Origin of the sequence: Pedobacter vanadiisoli (genome assembly GCF_042684385.1) — a bacterium.
Lineage (GTDB): Bacteria > Bacteroidota > Bacteroidia > Sphingobacteriales > Sphingobacteriaceae > Pedobacter > Pedobacter vanadiisoli.
In genome coordinates this window covers 79031-97180 of sequence record NZ_JBHULL010000001.1, presented here as the reverse complement: position 1 = coordinate 97180, position 18150 = coordinate 79031, and the positions used below count along the sequence as shown (strand labels likewise).

The window sequence follows — 18150 nt, the reverse complement described above, 5'->3', positions numbered from 1 at the left end:
TACCGCTTTTCGCCCAGCGCCAAATGGAAAAACTTGATCGTGGTGTAATTGCGATACGGCAGAATAGTGATTCTGTTTATGTAGGCTGGCGAATGTTCGGTACCGATGCCGATGATATCGCTTTTAATTTGTACCGAAAAACAGGCAATAACCCTGCGGTTAAACTTAACCACGATCCTATTATCAGGAGCACCAACTTTGTAGATGTAGGGGTTAAATTCGACCTTCCAAACAGCTATTTTGTAAAACCCGTTTTAAAAGGACATGAGCTCGAAGCCAGCAAAGCTTTTACCTTAATAGCCAAAGCGCCTGTTCGGCAGTATTTAACCATTCCTTTGAGAACACCCGAAGGTTATTCGCCCAATGATGCTTCTGTAGGCGATTTGGACGGAGATGGTGAATATGAAATTGTATTGCACCAAACAGGACGGTCTCGTGATAATTCATCAAATGGTCCTACTGATCCGCCTATTTTTCAGGCCTATAAGTTAGATGGAACTTTTTTATGGGAGATTAACTTAGGAAAAAACATCCGTGAAGGAGCCCATTACACGCAATTTATGGTGTATGACCTGGATGGCGACGGCATTGCTGAAATGGTATGTAAAACTGCCGATGGAACGGTAGACGGCAAAGGAAAAGTAATTGGCGATGCGACTAAAGATTGGCGTAACGCTAATGGTAAAATATTGGATGGCCCCGAATTTTTGACTGTATTTAGCGGTAAAACAGGCGAGGCACTGGCTACTACCGATTATATTCCCGCCCGTGGCAATGTTGGTGCCTGGGGTGGCAAAGGTGGCAATGGCAAAAACGATAATACGGGTAACCGTGCAGATCGGTTTAATGCCTGTGTGGCTTATTTGGATGGTATTCATCCAAGCGTGGTGATGTGCAGGGGCTATTATGGCAGAACGGTTTTAGCAGCCTGGGACTGGCGCAATGGCAAATTAACTTCCCGGTGGGTGTTTGATAGCAAAGATGCTAAAAACCCATTTTCGGGACAAGGCAACCATAATCTCACTGTGGCCGATGTTGATGGCGATGGAAAGGATGAGATTATTTACGGTTCGATGTGCGTAGATGATAACGGAAAGGGATTATACACTACAGGATTGAGGCACGGTGATGCCATTCACGTTTCAGATCTCGATCCGGAGCATCCCGGATTGGAAGTTTTTGGCATACACGAGATAGAAGAAGGTACAAAAGGCCCTGGTGTGGCCGTTTATGACGCCAAAACCGGCGAAATATTATGGAAAGGATCGCCTGATGAGGATGTGGGCAGAGGAGTAGCCGATAATATTGATAATACACGTTATGGTGCTCAGATGTGGTGGTCGGGCTCGAATGGCTTATACGATATTAAAGGCAACAGGATAGGAGATCAGCCAAGATCGACCAATTTCGTAATTTATTGGGATGGCGATTTATCAAGAGAACTTTTAGATGCAAACCATATCGACAAATACAACGGCGGCAGGCTTTTTACGGCTGATGGAGCTGTTTCCAACAATGGAACCAAATCTACACCGGCATTAAGTGCCGATATTTTTGGCGATTGGCGCGAAGAGCTGATCTTAAGATCGTATGATAACCAAAGTTTACGCATTTATACCACAACGATACCTACAGAACACCGCAATTATACTTTAATGCACGACCCGCAGTACCGTTTAAGTATCGCCTGGCAAAATGATGGCTACAACCAACCGCCGCATACTGGTTTCTACTTCGGTTTTGGCATGAAGAAAGCACCTAAACCTAATATTGTACTTATAGAACCCAAAAAATAACCTGACTAATTTATAATTAAGCACCATTCCTAATTTTAATACGTGATGAATAAAAAATATAATATTATACCAACCCTGATCTTTCTGTGTTTTGCCTCCCTCTCTTTCGTTACACAACAAAAACCTGCCCTGCATACCATTGGCGATTCTACTGTTCGCAATTCTAATAAGGAAACCTGGGGCTGGGGTACTCCCATAGCCGCACTTTTCGATACCACTAAAATCCACATTGAAAACAATGCAATGGCTGGAAGAAGTACCCGTACCTTTTTATCAGAAGGCAGGTGGGATAAGGTTTTGGAGACGTTAAAACCAGGCGATTTTGTAACCATGCAGTTCGGACATAACGATGGTAGCGTTCCCGATACCACAAAAGCCGGTAGAAGAGGAGTTTTAAAAGGAACAGGAGAAGAAACTAAAGTATTAACCTGGCCAGATGGAAAGGTAGAAACCGTACACACCTATGGTTGGTATATCCGCAAATTTGTGCGCGAAACTAAAGCAAAGGGCGCTACACCGATTGTACTTTCGATGATTCCAAGGAACATTTTTAAAGAAGGTAAAGTGGTGCGCGCCAATAACGATTTTGGAAAATGGGCGGCAGAAGTTGCAAAAGAAGAAAATGCCTATTTCGTAGACCTGAATAAAATTACGGCAGATAAATATGATGCATTAGGACCCGATAAAGTAAAACTCTATTTTCCTGTCGACCATACGCATACCAACCTGGAAGGTGCAAAAGTTAATGCCCAATCGGTAGTAGAAGGGATTAAAGAATTAAAAGGCTGTAATTTGAAAATGTACCTGAAAGACTAAATACTAAAGCTTAAAGACCGACGCAACTAACGAAGTCGCGATTTCTACCCGTAGTGGAGAAATCTTTAGATTTTCAATAAAGATTTCTCGATTTCATTGCGTTTTAGTTGAAATGGCTACTTTTTTAAGACAACTACCTAAAATTAACCTGTATAATCATTCCAATAAAAATGAAATCAACTAAAAAATACCTCAGCTTAGCCCTTATTGGTGCATTCATCATATTTTCTTCCTGCATCATCTTTAAACAGCAAGATAAACCCACATTATTTCTCATTGGCGATTCTACCGTTAAAAATGGAAAAGGCAAAGGTGATGGCGCTTTATGGGGCTGGGGGAGTTTCATCGGTGATTTATTCAACAGCGAAAAAATCAATGTAGAAAACGATGCCCTTGGCGGTACCAGCAGTCGTACTTTCCAGACGAATGGCCTGTGGGATGCCGTTTTGGCTAAAGTAAAAAAAGGCGACTTCGTAATGATGCAGTTTGGCCATAACGATAGCAGCCCTTTAGATGATACTGCACGTGCACGCGGCACCATAAAAGGAATTGGTAAGGAAAGTAAAGAAATTTATAACCCGATTAAAAAAAAGCAGGAAGTGGTTTATACATATGGCTGGTACCTGCGCAAATTCATTAACGACATTAAGGCTAAAGGTGCTACAGCCATTGTATGTTCACCTGTTCCACGCAATCCGGTTAAAGATGATGCCGTAGTTTTAGCCAACGACAGTTACGCCGGCTGGGCAGCAGAAGTTGCAAAGGCCGAAAAAGTCGATTTTATTCCATTGAACCAAATCATTAAGGATAAATATGGTGCGCTAAGTGCTGCCGAGGTGAAAACTTTTTTTACAGAGAAAGACCATACCCATACCAACGAAGCGGGAGCAAAGTTAAATGCAGCCGCAGTTGCAGAGGGCCTAAGGAAATTAAAAAACAATAAACTGAATAACTACTTAAAATAATCCAAGCAGGATACTACAGGATGCCTTACTGGTAATATTCTCTTATTTTAACAGCCCTAACCAAATACAAACGGTAATAAACCGTCCAATTTTATGCAGATACAAGTTAAACGGGTTTTCAAGGTGCTGATAGGCATTGCTTTTGTACTTTTAATCATTACACAAATACATGCCCAGAGCATCTCGCTTGCTGGCAAATGGCGTTTTAAAATTGATGCAAAAGATGAAGGAATAAAAGGGAAATGGTATTCAACTGTGCTTCCCGAATCTGTTAATTTGCCGGGCTCGATGGCCGAAAATTTAAAGGGTGATGATATTACCCTCAAAACAAAATGGACCGGAAGCATTTACGATAGTTCTTACTTTTTTCACCCGCGTTTAGAAAAGTACCGCAAGCCGGGTAACTTAAAAATACCTTTCTGGTTAACCCCTGCCAAACATTATACCGGGGTGGCATGGTATCAGAAAGATATCGAAATCCCTGCCAATTGGCGGGGTAAAAGGCTGGTATTATCTTTGGAATACCCCCATTCAGAAACAAGGGCATGGATAGATGATGTCGAAATCGGAACCCGGTATACCTTTGTAGTGTCCCAAAATTTCGAGCTGCCAGCAAATTTAAAGGCAGGAAAACATACTATTACTTTATTGATTGACAATCGCATCAAAGCGATTAATGTGGGGCAGGATTCGCATAGTTTAACCGATCATACACAGGGAAACTGGAATGGTGTGGTAGGCAAAATGGAGCTGATAGCCGGTTCGCCTGTATATTTTGAAGATATCCAGGTTTATCCCGATTTAAAAAATAAATCTGCCAAAGTTAAGATTCAGCTTAAAGCCAGTGCTGATCAATCTTCTAATGGGAAAGTTACGCTTAGTGCTACCACTTTTAATACCAAAAATATACTCCAGGTTAAATCTGTAACGGTGGCTTACCAGATTACAAATGGAAACGATATTTTGGAAGTCGACTTGCCATTGGGCAAAAAAATTGCCACCTGGGATGAATTCGATCCGGCTTTGTACCGTTTAACAGCTGTTTTATTATCTAAAGATGGCCAAAAAGACGAGAAAAAGGTACAGTTCGGTATGCGCGAATTTAAAGCTGTGGGCAGAACTTTTGAAATTAATGGCCGTCCGGTTTTTTTACGGGGTACGGTAAACAATTGCGAATTCCCGTTAACCGGCTATCCATCAATGGATGTTGAGGCCTGGATCCGCATTTTTAAAATTGCAAAGGCTTATGGCTTAAACCACATGCGTTTTCACTCCTGGTGCCCACCTGAAGCCGCTTTTATTGCAGCAGATCAGGTAGGTTTTTACCTGCAGCCGGAGGGCCCGAGCTGGGCCAATCATGGTTCTTCTATCGGAGATGGAAAGCCCATTGATCAGTTTATTTACGATGAAACCAACCGCATGACCAAAAACTATGGCAATTATGCATCATTTTGCATGATGGCCTATGGAAACGAACCACGTGGGAGACAGGTAGAATACCTTACTAAATTTAACAAGTACTGGAAAGCAAAAGATTCTAGAAGACTGTACACCGGAGCATCTGTTGGAGGCAGCTGGCCAGTTATTCCAAACAACGAATTTATGGTACGTGCAGGCGCCAGGGGGCTTGATTGGGGCAAAAAACCTGAAAGTATTTCTACTTATGCCAAACAAATTGAACAGTTTACGGTCCCATTTGTGGCGCACGAAATGGGGCAGTATTGTGTCTTCCCTAATTTTGATGAAATAAAAAAATATACGGGGGTTTATCGTGCAAAAAATTTCGAGATGTTTCAGGAAGATCTTAAAGACCACGATATGGCCGATCAGGGTCACGATTTTTTAATGGCTTCAGGAAAATTACAGGCCCTTTGTTATAAAAATGAAATTGAAAAGGCATTACGTACACCTAACTATAATGGTTATCAGTTATTATCGTTAAATGACTACCCTGGGCAAGGAACGGCACTTGTTGGCGTTTTAGATGCCTTCTGGGATGAAAAAGGTTATATTACCGCTAAAGAATTTAAACGCTTTTCTAACAGCACTGTGCCTCTTTTAAAAGTTTCGAAATTTGTATTTACCAATGCTGAAACCCTTGAAGCTGCGGTAGAAGTGGCACATTTTGGTAAAGTGCCCATTGAAAATGCAAAACTCTCCTGGACGCTCAAAGATGAAAGTGGAGCAAATGTGGCAAAAGGTAATTTTAGCCCAAAAACCCTTAATATTACTAATTGTATTGCCATCGGAGAGATTAAGTATGCTTTAAATACAATCATCAGTGCCACCAAATTGAAATTAGAGGTTGCCATTGAGGGAACTGAATTTGCCAACGATTGGAATTTCTGGGTTTATCCGGCACAACTGCCACAGGTTAAAAGCAATGTATATTACTGTACCAGTTTAGATGACAAAGCGCAGGCCGTTTTGGCCGAGGGAGGGAATGTTTTTCTCAATGCAGCAGGCAAAGTGGTAAAAGGGAAAGAAGTGGTGCAAACTTTTCTGCCTGTTTTTTGGAATACCTCATGGTTTAAAATGCGCCCGCCTCATACTTTGGGTATTTTATGCGACCCAAAACAAGCTGCTTTTAAAAGTTTTCCTACTGATTTCCATAGCGATATGCAATGGTGGGAAATCGTAAACAAAGCGCAGGTTATGAACCTTGAAGATTTTCCTTCGGGATTTAAACCAATTGTTCAGCCAATCGATACCTGGTTTCTGAACCGTCGTTTGGCATTGGTTTTTGAGGCGAAAGTAGGTAAAGGAAAGCTGATTGTCTCGAGTGCCAATCTCTCGCCCGATTTAAAAGACATGCCTGCAGCACAACAGCTCTATTTCAGTTTGCAGCAGTACATGATGTCTGACGGGTTTAATCCAAAATACGAAGTAGCTTTTAACACTGTAAAAGATATTTTCGAAAGTCCGTCGAAAATTCAGTTCGATACCTTTACCAAAGATAGTCCGGATGAGTTGAAACCAAAATCCAAAACCAATTAATCAAGATAAGCGATTACCATGAAGAAATTTATATTTATCTCCTTTATACTGTTAAGTATATCAGTTCAGCTGCTTTTTGCACAGAAAATCCCGAATAAAAAGGAGGTTTTAAAAGTGTTAAAAGCTACCAATGCTTACTTCATGAATAAATGGCCTGATGCGGGAAAATCGATTATAACCAACAAGGAGAGGCCGAGCAACATCTGGACAAGGGCCGTGTATTACGAGGGATTAATGAATCTTTATAAAATTGCCCCTGAAAAGGCATACTACGATTATGCTGTTCAATGGGGGCAAAAACATAACTGGGGTTTAAGAAATGGCATTGCTACAAAAAATGCCGACGACCAGGCCTGTGGGCAAACTTACATTGATCTTTACCTGATTGATAAGCAACCCGAGCGCATTAAAGATATTAAAGCCTCTATTGATTTGGTCATTAAATCGGGCAAGGTAAATGATTGGACCTGGATCGATGCCATACAAATGGGTATGCCCGTTTTTGCCAAATTGGGTAAATTGTATAACGATACTACTTATTATAATTATATGTACAAAATGTATATGCACACCAAAAACATTGAAGGTGGTGGCCTGTACAATGCCAAAGATGGCCTTTGGTGGCGCGATAAAGATTTTGTACCGCCTTACAAAGAGCCCAATGGCGAAGATTGTTACTGGGCAAGGGGGAATGGATGGGTTGTGGCTGCCCTGGTGCGTGTATTGGAAATTATCCCTGAAAATGAAGCTCACCGGAACGAGTATTTAAAAACCTACCTGGAGATGATCAAAGCATTAGTTCCTGTTCAACGTGCAGATGGTTTTTGGAACGTGAGCTTACACGATGCCACACATTATGGCGGTAAGGAAACTTCGGGTACTGCCCTGTTTGTGTACGGCCTGGCCTGGGGGGTAAATCAAGGTATTTTAGATAAGGCTACTTATCTGCCTGTCATTACCAAAGCATGGAATGCCATGACAAAAGATGCCGTTCAAAAAAATGGTTTTATCGGTTTTATGCAGGGAACAGGTAAAGAACCAAAAGACGGGCAGCCTGTAAGTTATACCAGTGTACCTGATTTTGAGGATTATGGTTTGGGTTGCTTCCTTTTGGCCGGAACGGAGGTTTATAAGCTTAAAAAATAATTTAATGAATTTATACGGGAAGTTGGTTGTGAAAATTTGCATACTCGATCCGGGTTTGGTAATCAACCAATTGGAAATACGATAAATATGATGAAGAAACTTTTAGCTTTTGCTCTTTCCTTAATTTTTACGTTTGCCATTGCCAGGGCACAAAGCATTGGCGATTATAAATCCGGGTTTAAAAAAACGGGTAACATCATTTCATTTTTAACTACAAGAGGAGCAGTAAAATTAGAATTCTGCACACCAGAAATCATCAGGATCAGAAGCAGCTGGAGCGGAAAATTCGAAGCCAACGAAAACCTCATGGTGATTAATTATAACTGGGCTGATGTTGCAGTTAAAGTTTTAGATAAAAAAGATCATTTTTTGCTCTCCACAACTAAAATAACACTAAAACTGCACAAGGTTCCTTTTAAGATTGATGTTTTCGATGCCAAAGGTAAATTGCTGAGCAGTGAAGTAAATGGTGCCGTAGTTAAGGAAAATAACCAGGTAGGGGTAACTAAAAACCTGCAGGCCGATGAGCATTTCTTTGGTTTCGGAGAACGCATGGATTTTATGGACCGCCGTTTTAAAAAAGTAACTTTAAATGTTGGCCGTGGTAAAGGGCTGCCACATGCCATTGGTGCTTATAATATATTGGAAGCCAATTATTGTCCGGTTCCATTTTTTATGAGTACAAAAGGTTATGGTATTTTCCTGCATAACTCTTTTGCCACAGAATGGGATATGGGTGCTTCCAAGAAAGATCAGTACAGTTTTAAAGCTGCTGATGGGGAGTTGGATTACTATTTCATGTATGGACCAACTTTTCCGGCTATTTTAGATCACTATACCAGCATAACCGGTAAAACCCCTATGTTACCCCAGTTTGCTTTAGGTTTGCATGCCGGTACATATAGCGGTGGTACATGGGGGCACGAGGCAAAAACTTCAGATCATTATGTGGTTGAGCTGGCAAAAAAATATAGATCACTGGGCATTCCTGTTGATTTGCTGTGGCTGGATTCTACCTGGCGCTTATTTGGCGAAAATGGGGGTAAAGGCGCAACCTCTTTCGAGTGGAGAGAAACCTTTAAAGATCCAAAATCAATGTTCGACAGCCTTTATGCTATGAATTATAAAATGGTTGGGCTGCACCTTCGTCCGCGGTTTGATAATGCTAAAAAATTGAACTTATTGGACCAGGCAAGGGAAAAAGGTTACACCTATCCAGAAAATGGTAAACCCGGTGAGTTTGTAAACTTTTTTGATGAAAAGGCTACGCAATGGTGGTGGGATAATGGAGTAATGCGGGTAGCCAAATTGGGGGCAAAATTCTTAAAAACCGATGAGGGCAGCGCCTTCGGATCTTTAGCCAATGAGAGTGATAAAGTTGGTCCGACAGGAAAAGATGCCGAACGTTTACATAATCTTTTCCCAATAGCTTACGCCAGGGCACCATTTGTGGAATTCGAAAAGTTTAACGGCTTCAGGGGATTAAATCAAACCCGCGAGGGGTATGCAGGCATTCAGCGTTATCCGTATATTTTTGCCGGCGATTGGCCAAGTGAGTGGCAGTATTTCGCTCCGGTAATCAGGGCTGGGTTAAATGTAGGCATTTCAGGCGTAGGTTCCTGGGCACATTGTATGGGAGGTTTTGAACATCAGGCCGACCCGGAATTGTATATCCGCTGGGTGCAGTTTGGGATGTTCAGCCCTATTGCCCTTGTTTTTGGAATGGATCATCCAGGTTATAAAGAACCCTGGAAATATGGTGAAGATGCTTTGCGCAATTTCAAAAAATATGATCTGCTTCGCTATCGTTTGTTCCCTTACCTTTACACCAGCATGTATCAGCAATACGAAACAGGTTTGCCGATAATGAGGGCTTTGGTACTTAATTACCAGGATGACGAAAATGTATATGAAATTGGCGATCAGTACCTGCTTGGCGATCATTTAATGGTTGCTCCCGTTACCACTAAGGGTGCCATTACACGCTCTGTTTACCTACCGGAAGGTACCTGGTTTAATTATTGGACAAATCAAAAATACGAAGGTAAAAGTTATCACCATGTGGTAGCACCTTTAGATACTATTCCCTTATTTGTTAAGGCAGGGGGTATTATTCCAATGCAGCCAGAAATGACCTATAGTGGCGAAAAACCAGTAGACGTGATTACTTTGGACGTTTTTCCTTACGGGACATCCAGTTATGAAATGTATGAAGATGATAATTTAAGCGATGTCTACAAAACAGGAAACTTTGTATTAACTAAGATTACTTCGTCATTAACAGCTGCCAATCTTACCTTGAATGTGGCTAAACCAACAGGTAGTTTTAAACCAACTAAACATAAATACCTGGCTAAAATACATTGGACAGGAAAGATAAATCCTAATGTCGTTTCAGAAAATGGGATTAAATTAAAGCTTTTAAAGACGTTAGATCAATTGGATAAAACCGAAGGTTGGTGGTATGATATAAAAAATAAGCTACTTTGGATTAAATCTGCCGGCGACAATGGTGCTGATTTGAGTTTTGTGGTGAATTGACAACAACTTGATTACAAGTGGATCGTGGGGACACGGACCATGGAAGAAGAAAGATTCTGCACTGCGTTCAGAATGACAATAATAAAGGGTTAAAATCCCTTAAAATAATAAATTGAGAATATGAAAATTGCATTTAAGATGAAACTTAAGCCCGGCTTCAAAGCGGAATATAAAAAACGCCATGATGAGATCTGGCCAAAATTATCCGATTTGTTAAAAGAAAATGGGATTAGCGATTACTCTATTTTTTTTGATGAAGAAACCAATATACTTTTCGCCGTGCAGCAACAAAACGGAAGCTCCTCTCAAGATTTGGGCAGCACCCTGATTGTACAGGAATGGTGGGCTTATATGGCAGATATTATGGAAACCAATGCCGATAATTCTCCAAAAACTTTCCCCTTAGAAATGGTATTCCATTTAGATTAAACTTATGTATTTACAACGATTCTGTTCCGTTCTGCTGTTAAGCACATTAACTTTTAGTTTGGCTAAAGCACAAAAGCCCGTGAAAAATACTGGCAGCTGGCCCATTATCGAAAAGCAAATGAAACCTTGGACACGCTGGTGGTGGATGGGAAATGCCGTAGACGAACAGAATTTGAACCTGGTTTTAAAGAAATATGCCGATGCAGGCCTTGGCGGGGTAGAAATTACCCCTATTTATGGAGCCAAAGGCTTTGAAAAGCAATATTTGAAGTTTTTATCGCCAGAGTGGATGAATATATTGCATTATACAGTAGATAAAGCCAATACTTTAGGCTTGGGGGTTGATATGAATACCGGTACAGGCTGGCCATTCGGCGGACCGCAGATTAAACCCGAAAATGCAGCAACTAAGCTAATTACCCAGCAATATACACTCAAGGCTGGTGAAGGGTTAAATGAAACCATTAAGGTTAAGGAAGCCAAACAGGATTTTGCACAGTTACAGGCTTTAACCGCTTATGGTACCAACGGTGAGGTACTTGATCTGTTTTCAAAGGTTCAGGCTGACGGATCTTTAAATTGGACGCCCGGCAGTGGCAGCTGGGATATTTATGCAACTTTTGCAGGTAAAACAAGGCAAATGGTTAAACGTGCAGCGCCAGGGGGTGAAGGATTTACTTTGGATCATCTCGATAAAGATGCAGTTGATGTTTACCTCAAAAGATTTTCAGATGCTTTTGGAGGCAAGCCCCAGGGCATTCGGTCTTTTTTTAACGATAGTTATGAAGTGTATGGTGCTACCTGGACACTAACTTTCCTGCAGGAATTTAAGAAAAACAGGGGCTATGATCTGGCAGCACACATCAGAGAATTAACCGGCAAAGATTCTACAAACAAAAATATAGCCCGTTTAAAATCAGACTATCGTGAAACTATGGATGAGCTTTTGCTCCATAATTTTACGCAAAACTGGACCAATTGGGCACACCGTCTCCACTCAGTAACTAAAAACCAGTCACACGGTTCGCCAGGTAATCTGCTCGATCTTTATGGTGCGGTAGATATTCCCGAAGCCGAAACTTTTGGTTCGAGTTACTTTCCAATCCCAGGACTTAGGCGTGATGCAGCTGATATCCGCAATGTGGATCCCGATCCTGTGATGTGTAAATTTGCCTCTTCTGCTGCACATACAGGTGGCAAAAAACTGGCTTCTTCCGAAACGTTTACCTGGTTAACCGAACATTTTAAAACATCCTTTTCACAATGTAAACCAGAAGCAGAGCAATTGTTTTTGGCAGGAATAAACCATATTTTTTATCATGGTACCAGCTATTCGCCAACAAATGTCACCTGGCCGGGATGGCTTTTTTATGCTTCGGTAGAAATGAATCCAAATAACAGTTTATGGCCTCATGTAAAAGGCTTAAATAATTATATTGCACGTTGCCAGTCTATTCTTCAATCAGGAAAACCAGATAATGAACTTTTAATCTATTGGCCGATATATGATGTGTGGAACAAGGCAAAAGGTTTGGATATGCCCTTAAAAGTGCACGATGTTGACGAGTGGCTGCACCCAACTGCATTTTATAAATTGTCAAAGGAGCTTTCTAAATCGGGTTATTCCTTTGACTTTGCATCAGACCGGTTATTGAACCAATCAACTGTTAACCACGCGCAGATCAGTACCAGCGCAACGGCTGCACCATATCAGGTACTCATTGTTCCGCAGTGCGAAATGATGCGTCCGGAAACGCTGGATCAGATAATAAAACTTGCCAGTAATGGAGCAAAAATCATTTTTCAGGCATTACCTCAGGATGTTCCGGGCCTAAGTAACCTGGAAGCCCGAAGAACGCAGCTAAAAGCTACTTTGGCCAAATTGATTTTTACAGGCGGGGCAGATGGCATTAAACAATTTAAAATAGGTACGGGGCTTGTATTGCTTGCTGATGATGTACAAAAAGCATTAAATTCGATAGGAATTAATAGAGAGACCTTAACCGATACGGGCCTTCAGTTTATCAGAAGGAAAACAGATACCGGTAAATACTATTACCTGGTTAACCACACCGCCAAAGATATTGATACCGGACTTTCCTTAAATGAAGATGGACAGGTTTTGATTATGGATCCACAAAGCTCGGAGGTAGGAGTAGCTGCAGTACGCGATAAAAAGGTTCGTGTTCAGCTTAAATCAGGAGAGAGTTTGTTTTTAAAGGTTGAGCAGAATGGAACAGCCAAAGCACCCTGGGTTTATTTAAATAAAGCGGGCAGTTCAATTAATCTTAACCAGGCCTGGAATTTGAATTTTACAGAGGGGGGACCTGAATTGCCTGCAGATCAGCATTTAACTAAACTGGTAAGCTGGACTACTTTGGCTGATCCTAAACTACAGGCCTTTTCCGGTACCGGCATTTATACTTCAAGTTTTAACCTGGACTCAAAAACGGCCAAAGAATATGTTTTAAACTTAAATCAGGTAGATGAGAGTGCACGTGTATGGATCAATGGCCAGGAAGTTGGTATTTTGTGGAGTATTCCTTTTCAGGCCCGTATTGGTAAATACTTAAAAGCGGGGAATAATACGGTCAAAATTGAAGTGGTTAATTTGATGGCCAACCATATTCGCGATATGGATATCAAAAAAATCCCGTGGCGTAACTACCACGAAATCAATTTCGTCAATATTAATTATAAAGATTTCGACGCTTCGGGCTGGAATGTAATGCCTTCGGGATTAATCGGCCCGGTAAGCATTACGGCTTTTAATTAATTTTTATTGATAACACCAGTCTTCGACAAGTAAACTTGGGTGTTGCTTTCGTCTAATAAGATAGATGAAAGCTTTTGTTTATATTCGCAAAACCAAAATTATTCTCCTATGCGCTCCTTTATTTTCCTTATACTTAGTTTAGTTTCCGTATTGTGCAGCGCACAGATTAAATCGGCTGATCTTTCAGGCTCGTGGGTTGCTGGAAAGGTGAATTTTCTTAGTGGCGATGACCTGCCGGATGAAAATGTGCTGAAATATACTTATGTAAAATACACATTTTCAATGCCGGACAAAATGTATTTTTCTTCCGTATATCATACTTTAGGTTCTGAATTGCTTTTTGAACTTCGCGGAAATAAACTATTAGTAAAATCAAGTGTGGGTTTTGTTATTAATACATTAAAGATAATGGAACTAACCAAAACCAAGTTGGTTTTGGTTAGTTCTGATGCAAATGGTTCTTTAGAAAGTCCCAAGGCTATTCAGTATACTTTTTATCCAGAACCATTAGTGCAGCGCAGCCTTGCACTTAATCCAGATGATATCTATAAAATTAATGGGACTGATACCGTATATAATTCTAGCCAAAAAATATATGCATTATTTAAGGGTGCAGATTTTAGTAATTATATTTCTTACGAACTTAATAAAATGGATGTACACGTTAAAACTGGAACCTTACAGGCTATATTTATTGTAAATGCCTCCGGTAAAGCAGATAGTTTGAAGATTATTCAGGGCATTAATGCCAATTATGACAAGGCCTATACTAAGGTTTTTTATGCAGCGCAAAATAAATGGGAAGCGGCTACCCATAATGGGAAACCAGTTAATGTGTTGATGCATCAGGAAAAGAAATATTTCACTTCTGAAGAAGTTATACCCAGCATTTTTAATACACAAAAAGCAAATGCAGCCTATGGAGAAAAAAACTATGAGGTAGCGCTTTATTATTATGATTTATCATTAAAAGATAGACCAGACGATAAAGAGAATCTTTACCGTAGAGGTATCTGCAAACAGATGCTTGGAAACCTTTCCGGAGCCTGTAGCGATTGGAAAAAAGTACAGGAACTGAATAGCAACCTGGCTGATTCCTTGTTGGCTAAATATTGCAAATAAGGCATTGTTTTCAGGAAATTGTTGTTTAATGAACCAATTTTTAACAGGATGCATCAGGATGCGGTTTCAAAAAGCTTTTTTGATATTTGTTGATCAATTGTTCACAGTAAGAATTGGCTAACCAAATACATGTGCTTTTTATCATGAAAAAACTCATTATACTCGTTTTGTTTACCGCCATTGGTATAAATGCCATGGCTCAAGATTATACCATCACAAAATTTGGTGTAGGTACCGACAGCACGAAGCTGAATACCAAAGCGATTCAAAGTGTGATAGATAAGGCTTACCAAAAAGGAGGAGGAACCATTGTAATACCGAAAGGTGTTTACTTAACCGGAGCGCTCTTTTTTAAGCCTAAAACGAAACTGTTGTTGCAAGAAGGTGCTGTGCTTAAAGGTTCTGATAACATACAAGATTACCCTTTTATCCCATCGCGTATGGAAGGGAGGGGCCTTAAATACTTTGCGGCATTAATTAATGCAACAAAAGTAGATGGTTTTAGTATTTCGGGGCCAGGTACCATTGATGGAAATGGACATAAATTCTGGAAAACATTTTGGGCACATCGCGATTCGCTTAAAAAATTAGGAAAGCAATCTACAAACCTGGAGGTGAGCCGTCCGCGGTTACTTTTTATCTGGGGATGCAACAATGTGAGTATAAAAGGAGTAAAATTGCGTAATGCCGGATTCTGGACAACCCACCTGTACCAATCCAATAATGTATTAATTGAGGATTGCGATATCCGCTCGCCATTTCGGCCCGTAAAAGCACCAAGTACTGATGGTATAGATATTGATTTTTGTAAAGAAATTACAATAAGAAACTGTTATATCTCGGTGAATGATGATGCCATTTGCATTAAAGGTGGCAAAGGACCTGATGCACAGAAACTGCCAGAAAACGGAATTGTTGAAAACGTTTTAATTGAAAATTGTACCATTGGCGAATCGCATGCTGCTTTAACCATGGGAAGCGAATGTATTCATGCGCGCAATATTACCATGCGCAACTGTAAGGTAGATAATGACTGCCCTATTTTAAGGATGAAAATGCGCGGAGATACGGAGCAGCTTTATGAAAATATTACGGTAGAAAACATTACCGGGAAATGTGGCGCAATTATCGACATAAATCCCTGGAGGCAGTTTTTCGACCTTGGAGGCAGCAACGCAAAGCCATTTGGTACGATCAGGAACATTAAGATGACCAACATTAAAGTAGAAGCAACAAAATTTGGCGAAATGGATGGGAATCCTGAAGATAAAGTATCAGGCTTTCTTTTTAAAGATCTGGAGGTGACAGCTAAAACACCATTTCTGAAAAACAGGTACCAGGATGTTAAAATTGAGAACGTAGTGGTAAACGGAGCCCCTTTGGTGGTTAAACCTTAATCTTGATGAAACTAAAAGTGGTTGGTGAGACACATAGTACTAGACCAGGATTGCCAGCATGAAAGATTGCTTCGTCGTTCCTCCTCGCAATGACGATCTTTCTATAAATCTGAGTTTGATTATCCTATCGGTAGGTGTCTCACCGATTGAAATAGAATCAGGAAATGAGTATTCAGTGGTTCTTGGCGGTTTGCAGCCCCGCTTTCGCTTATAGTCCTCGTTGCGCTCCGGGCTTTACATTGCAATTGGGTTTAGGAACAAGAGTTCCTGCATCCTGTAACTCTTAAAGTGAAAATATTTGCTATCCTCAATCTGTGTCCTCACAAAACTAAAAATTAATATTTAGGTTGCTTTGTGTGACACAGGTCACCGGAAAAACTACTGTTTATTTCCGTGCTTTCAGTGTTTCTGTGGCAAAAAAAGCAAGATGCTACCAATCCAATTTCAATAGAGCCACACCTTGCCTGGCTAATTCCATTTCAAAAGCACCGTTTGCAGTGTTAAATTTTTTTGGTTTGCCAATCATTTTAAGCTGGCCAGATTTTTCTAATGCTGCAATCTGTTTTGCATCCGGGTTTTGTGGCGAACCCATTTTTTTCCATTCCGTATAAGAATTGCTGTTTTCAGTGTCAATACGGTATTCACTTATGGTTACTGTTTTTGCAGGTAGCTTATTTAACGAGATGGAAACGGGATCTTTTGAACCTGTTTTATCCTCATCGTGGTAATTCCACAACATAACCGCGGCCGTTTTATCAGCTTTAGTAGCTAAAACACCTATATCTGTGTGCGGTTTTCTAATGCTCGAATCCAAAATAGAATTTAAATTGTACATCCGGTTGCTTACCGCTTCAACCCGGTTCCCTTTCATCTGGCCAAACATCCTGAATACATTTAAAATAGGTTTATCCACACCATTGGTGGCTAAATCACGAAAGCCGGCAAACCAAGGCTGGTTTTCAAATTCGAACGACCAGGTAACAGCCCCTAACAGGTTGATGTGATATTGATCGGTAAGTTCATAAAGCCTGGCGAAAGAGGCTGCGGTATAACTCGAATACATGGTGCCGTTGCGATAAGCATTTTCGGGATTGGTACTCATGCCACAGGCAGCACAACCTTCAGGATCAGATTCGCCGATAATGACAGGGATGTTTTTAAGCTGGGGGTATTTACGGATGATTTTATAATTGCCGTCAATATTGCGGAGCTGTGCCCTTACATTCATTACTACGGTTCCGTTAACTACCCGTGGCGACCCTTTAGCATGAAACAAAACGGCATCTAAAGGCGACCCGATTTTACCGGTTACATAATTGGTATCTGTTAAACAATGTTTAATAAAGGCATCTAAATACCTGGTACCCCAACCAGTTACGTTGGCACCCCCAATTTTGGCAGTGGGTAAAGCCCTTTTAAGTCCATCGGCAGCGTAATCGTACAGTTTAAAGAATTCGGCTTGTGTACCTTTCCAATAAGCACCATCGGGCTCGTTCCATACTTCCCAGTACCAGCTTTCTACCTCTGCCTTGCCATAACGTTCTACACAATGTTTAACCCACTCATATACCAAATTACCCCACTTTTTGTAATCTTTTGGCGGGTAGGCCCAACCCGTTAAAATTTCATCGTAGCGTAGCCCGGGTTTCCATTTATGCTGGTAAGGAAAAGGTTTGGTAGACAATGCCTCGGGCATAAAACCAATTTGCGCCAAAGGTTTCATTCCTCTTTTAACATAGGTATCGAAAATCTGGTCGACAATCTTCCAGTTATAAACCGGGTTACCCTGTGCATCTTCGGTATAGGCATTAGTGGATCCCCATTTTAAAGCAGGGGTGCCGTCTCCGGAAGTGAGCAAATTATGTGCCCGCACATATACCGGAACCGGGCTTAATTTAGAAATTTCAGTGAGCAGTTTCTGGCCGTCTTTCATATAGGTATAATTTGGTTCATCATAACCAAACCATGCCCATATTGGTTTCATGGGCGCTATATCCTTGTCGAAATTAACCTCAATATTGGCTTTTGATTGTGCCTTTGCAGTATAGATAAAAACAGATAAACTAAGTAAAAGGAAAACGTTTTTTAAGATGTTCATATCATATGTTTTATAATTTCTGCCTGGACATAATGTAAGGGCCTGCATTAAAATAAGTGAAAAAAAA

Annotated in this window: 11 protein-coding genes; 10 read left to right on the top strand and 1 reads right to left on the bottom strand. The window is 40.7% G+C overall.

Annotation, left to right across the window (positions count from 1 at the left end):
* Positions 1-23: 23 nt before the first annotated feature.
* The 10 genes from ACFSR6_RS00375 to ACFSR6_RS00330 all read left to right on the top strand — a co-directional run bounded on the left by ACFSR6_RS00375 (position 24) and on the right by ACFSR6_RS00330 (position 15985).
* On the top strand, positions 24-1796 hold the full coding sequence (locus tag ACFSR6_RS00375; RefSeq protein ID WP_379073637.1) for a rhamnogalacturonan lyase: 1773 nt from the start codon (positions 24-26) through the stop codon (positions 1794-1796).
* A gap of 45 nt (positions 1797-1841) precedes the next feature.
* The gene (locus tag ACFSR6_RS00370) at positions 1842-2612 is read left to right on the top strand and encodes a rhamnogalacturonan acetylesterase (protein WP_379073635.1); all 771 of its coding nucleotides are present in this window, start codon (positions 1842-1844) and stop codon (positions 2610-2612) included.
* A 170-nt stretch (positions 2613-2782) separates the two neighbouring features.
* Positions 2783-3577 carry a rhamnogalacturonan acetylesterase gene (locus ACFSR6_RS00365; RefSeq protein ID WP_379073633.1) on the top strand — a complete coding sequence of 265 codons (795 nt, stop codon included), beginning with the start codon at positions 2783-2785 and terminating at the stop codon, positions 3575-3577.
* A 93-nt stretch (positions 3578-3670) separates the two neighbouring features.
* Positions 3671-6574: an exo-beta-1,4-galactosidase gene (locus ACFSR6_RS00360; RefSeq protein ID WP_379073631.1), complete on the top strand. Its 2904-nt coding sequence runs from the start codon at positions 3671-3673 to the stop codon at positions 6572-6574.
* A gap of 18 nt (positions 6575-6592) precedes the next feature.
* The gene (locus tag ACFSR6_RS00355) at positions 6593-7720 is read left to right on the top strand and encodes a glycoside hydrolase family 88/105 protein (RefSeq protein WP_379073629.1); all 1128 of its coding nucleotides are present in this window, start codon (positions 6593-6595) and stop codon (positions 7718-7720) included.
* An 87-nt stretch (positions 7721-7807) separates the two neighbouring features.
* Entirely contained in the window at positions 7808-10261 is a 2454-nt protein-coding gene (locus ACFSR6_RS00350) for a glycoside hydrolase family 31 protein (protein WP_379073627.1), read from the top strand.
* A gap of 120 nt (positions 10262-10381) precedes the next feature.
* Complete coding sequence (rhaM, locus tag ACFSR6_RS00345) at positions 10382-10690, top strand: L-rhamnose mutarotase (protein ID WP_379073625.1); 309 nt, start codon at positions 10382-10384, stop codon at positions 10688-10690.
* Between the two features lie 4 nt (positions 10691-10694).
* Complete coding sequence (locus ACFSR6_RS00340) at positions 10695-13466, top strand: glycosyl hydrolase (protein WP_379073623.1); 2772 nt, start codon at positions 10695-10697, stop codon at positions 13464-13466.
* A gap of 108 nt (positions 13467-13574) precedes the next feature.
* The gene (locus ACFSR6_RS00335) at positions 13575-14588 is read left to right on the top strand and encodes a hypothetical protein (protein WP_379073621.1); all 1014 of its coding nucleotides are present in this window, start codon (positions 13575-13577) and stop codon (positions 14586-14588) included.
* Positions 14589-14731: 143 nt separating this feature from the next.
* Entirely contained in the window at positions 14732-15985 is a 1254-nt protein-coding gene (locus tag ACFSR6_RS00330) for a glycoside hydrolase family 28 protein (RefSeq protein ID WP_379073620.1), read from the top strand.
* Between the two features lie 430 nt (positions 15986-16415).
* On the opposite strand, the gene ACFSR6_RS00325 is transcribed toward ACFSR6_RS00330, so the two are convergent.
* Positions 16416-18083 (bottom strand): GH39 family glycosyl hydrolase, encoded by a 1668-nt coding sequence (locus ACFSR6_RS00325; protein WP_379073619.1) that lies wholly within the window; start codon positions 18081-18083, stop codon positions 16416-16418.
* Between the last annotated feature and the right edge of the window lie 67 nt (positions 18084-18150).

Bases quoted from the DNA above. Each gene is read 5' to 3' on its own strand.
- ACFSR6_RS00350 (WP_379073627.1), top strand. From the start codon at position 7,808: ATGATGAAGAAACTTTTAGCTTTTGCTCTTTCCTTAATTTTTACGTTT.
- ACFSR6_RS00375 (WP_379073637.1), top strand. From the start codon at position 24: ATGGAAAAACTTGATCGTGGTGTAATTGCGATACGGCAGAATAGTGAT.
- ACFSR6_RS00360 (WP_379073631.1), top strand. From the start codon at position 3,671: ATGCAGATACAAGTTAAACGGGTTTTCAAGGTGCTGATAGGCATTGCT.
- ACFSR6_RS00340 (WP_379073623.1), top strand. From the start codon at position 10,695: ATGTATTTACAACGATTCTGTTCCGTTCTGCTGTTAAGCACATTAACT.
- ACFSR6_RS00355 (WP_379073629.1), top strand. From the start codon at position 6,593: ATGAAGAAATTTATATTTATCTCCTTTATACTGTTAAGTATATCAGTT.
- ACFSR6_RS00325 (WP_379073619.1), bottom strand. From the start codon at position 18,083: ATGAACATCTTAAAAAACGTTTTCCTTTTACTTAGTTTATCTGTTTTT.
- ACFSR6_RS00335 (WP_379073621.1), top strand. From the start codon at position 13,575: ATGCGCTCCTTTATTTTCCTTATACTTAGTTTAGTTTCCGTATTGTGC.
- rhaM (WP_379073625.1), top strand. From the start codon at position 10,382: ATGAAAATTGCATTTAAGATGAAACTTAAGCCCGGCTTCAAAGCGGAA.
- ACFSR6_RS00365 (WP_379073633.1), top strand. From the start codon at position 2,783: ATGAAATCAACTAAAAAATACCTCAGCTTAGCCCTTATTGGTGCATTC.
- ACFSR6_RS00330 (WP_379073620.1), top strand. From the start codon at position 14,732: ATGAAAAAACTCATTATACTCGTTTTGTTTACCGCCATTGGTATAAAT.
- ACFSR6_RS00370 (WP_379073635.1), top strand. From the start codon at position 1,842: ATGAATAAAAAATATAATATTATACCAACCCTGATCTTTCTGTGTTTT.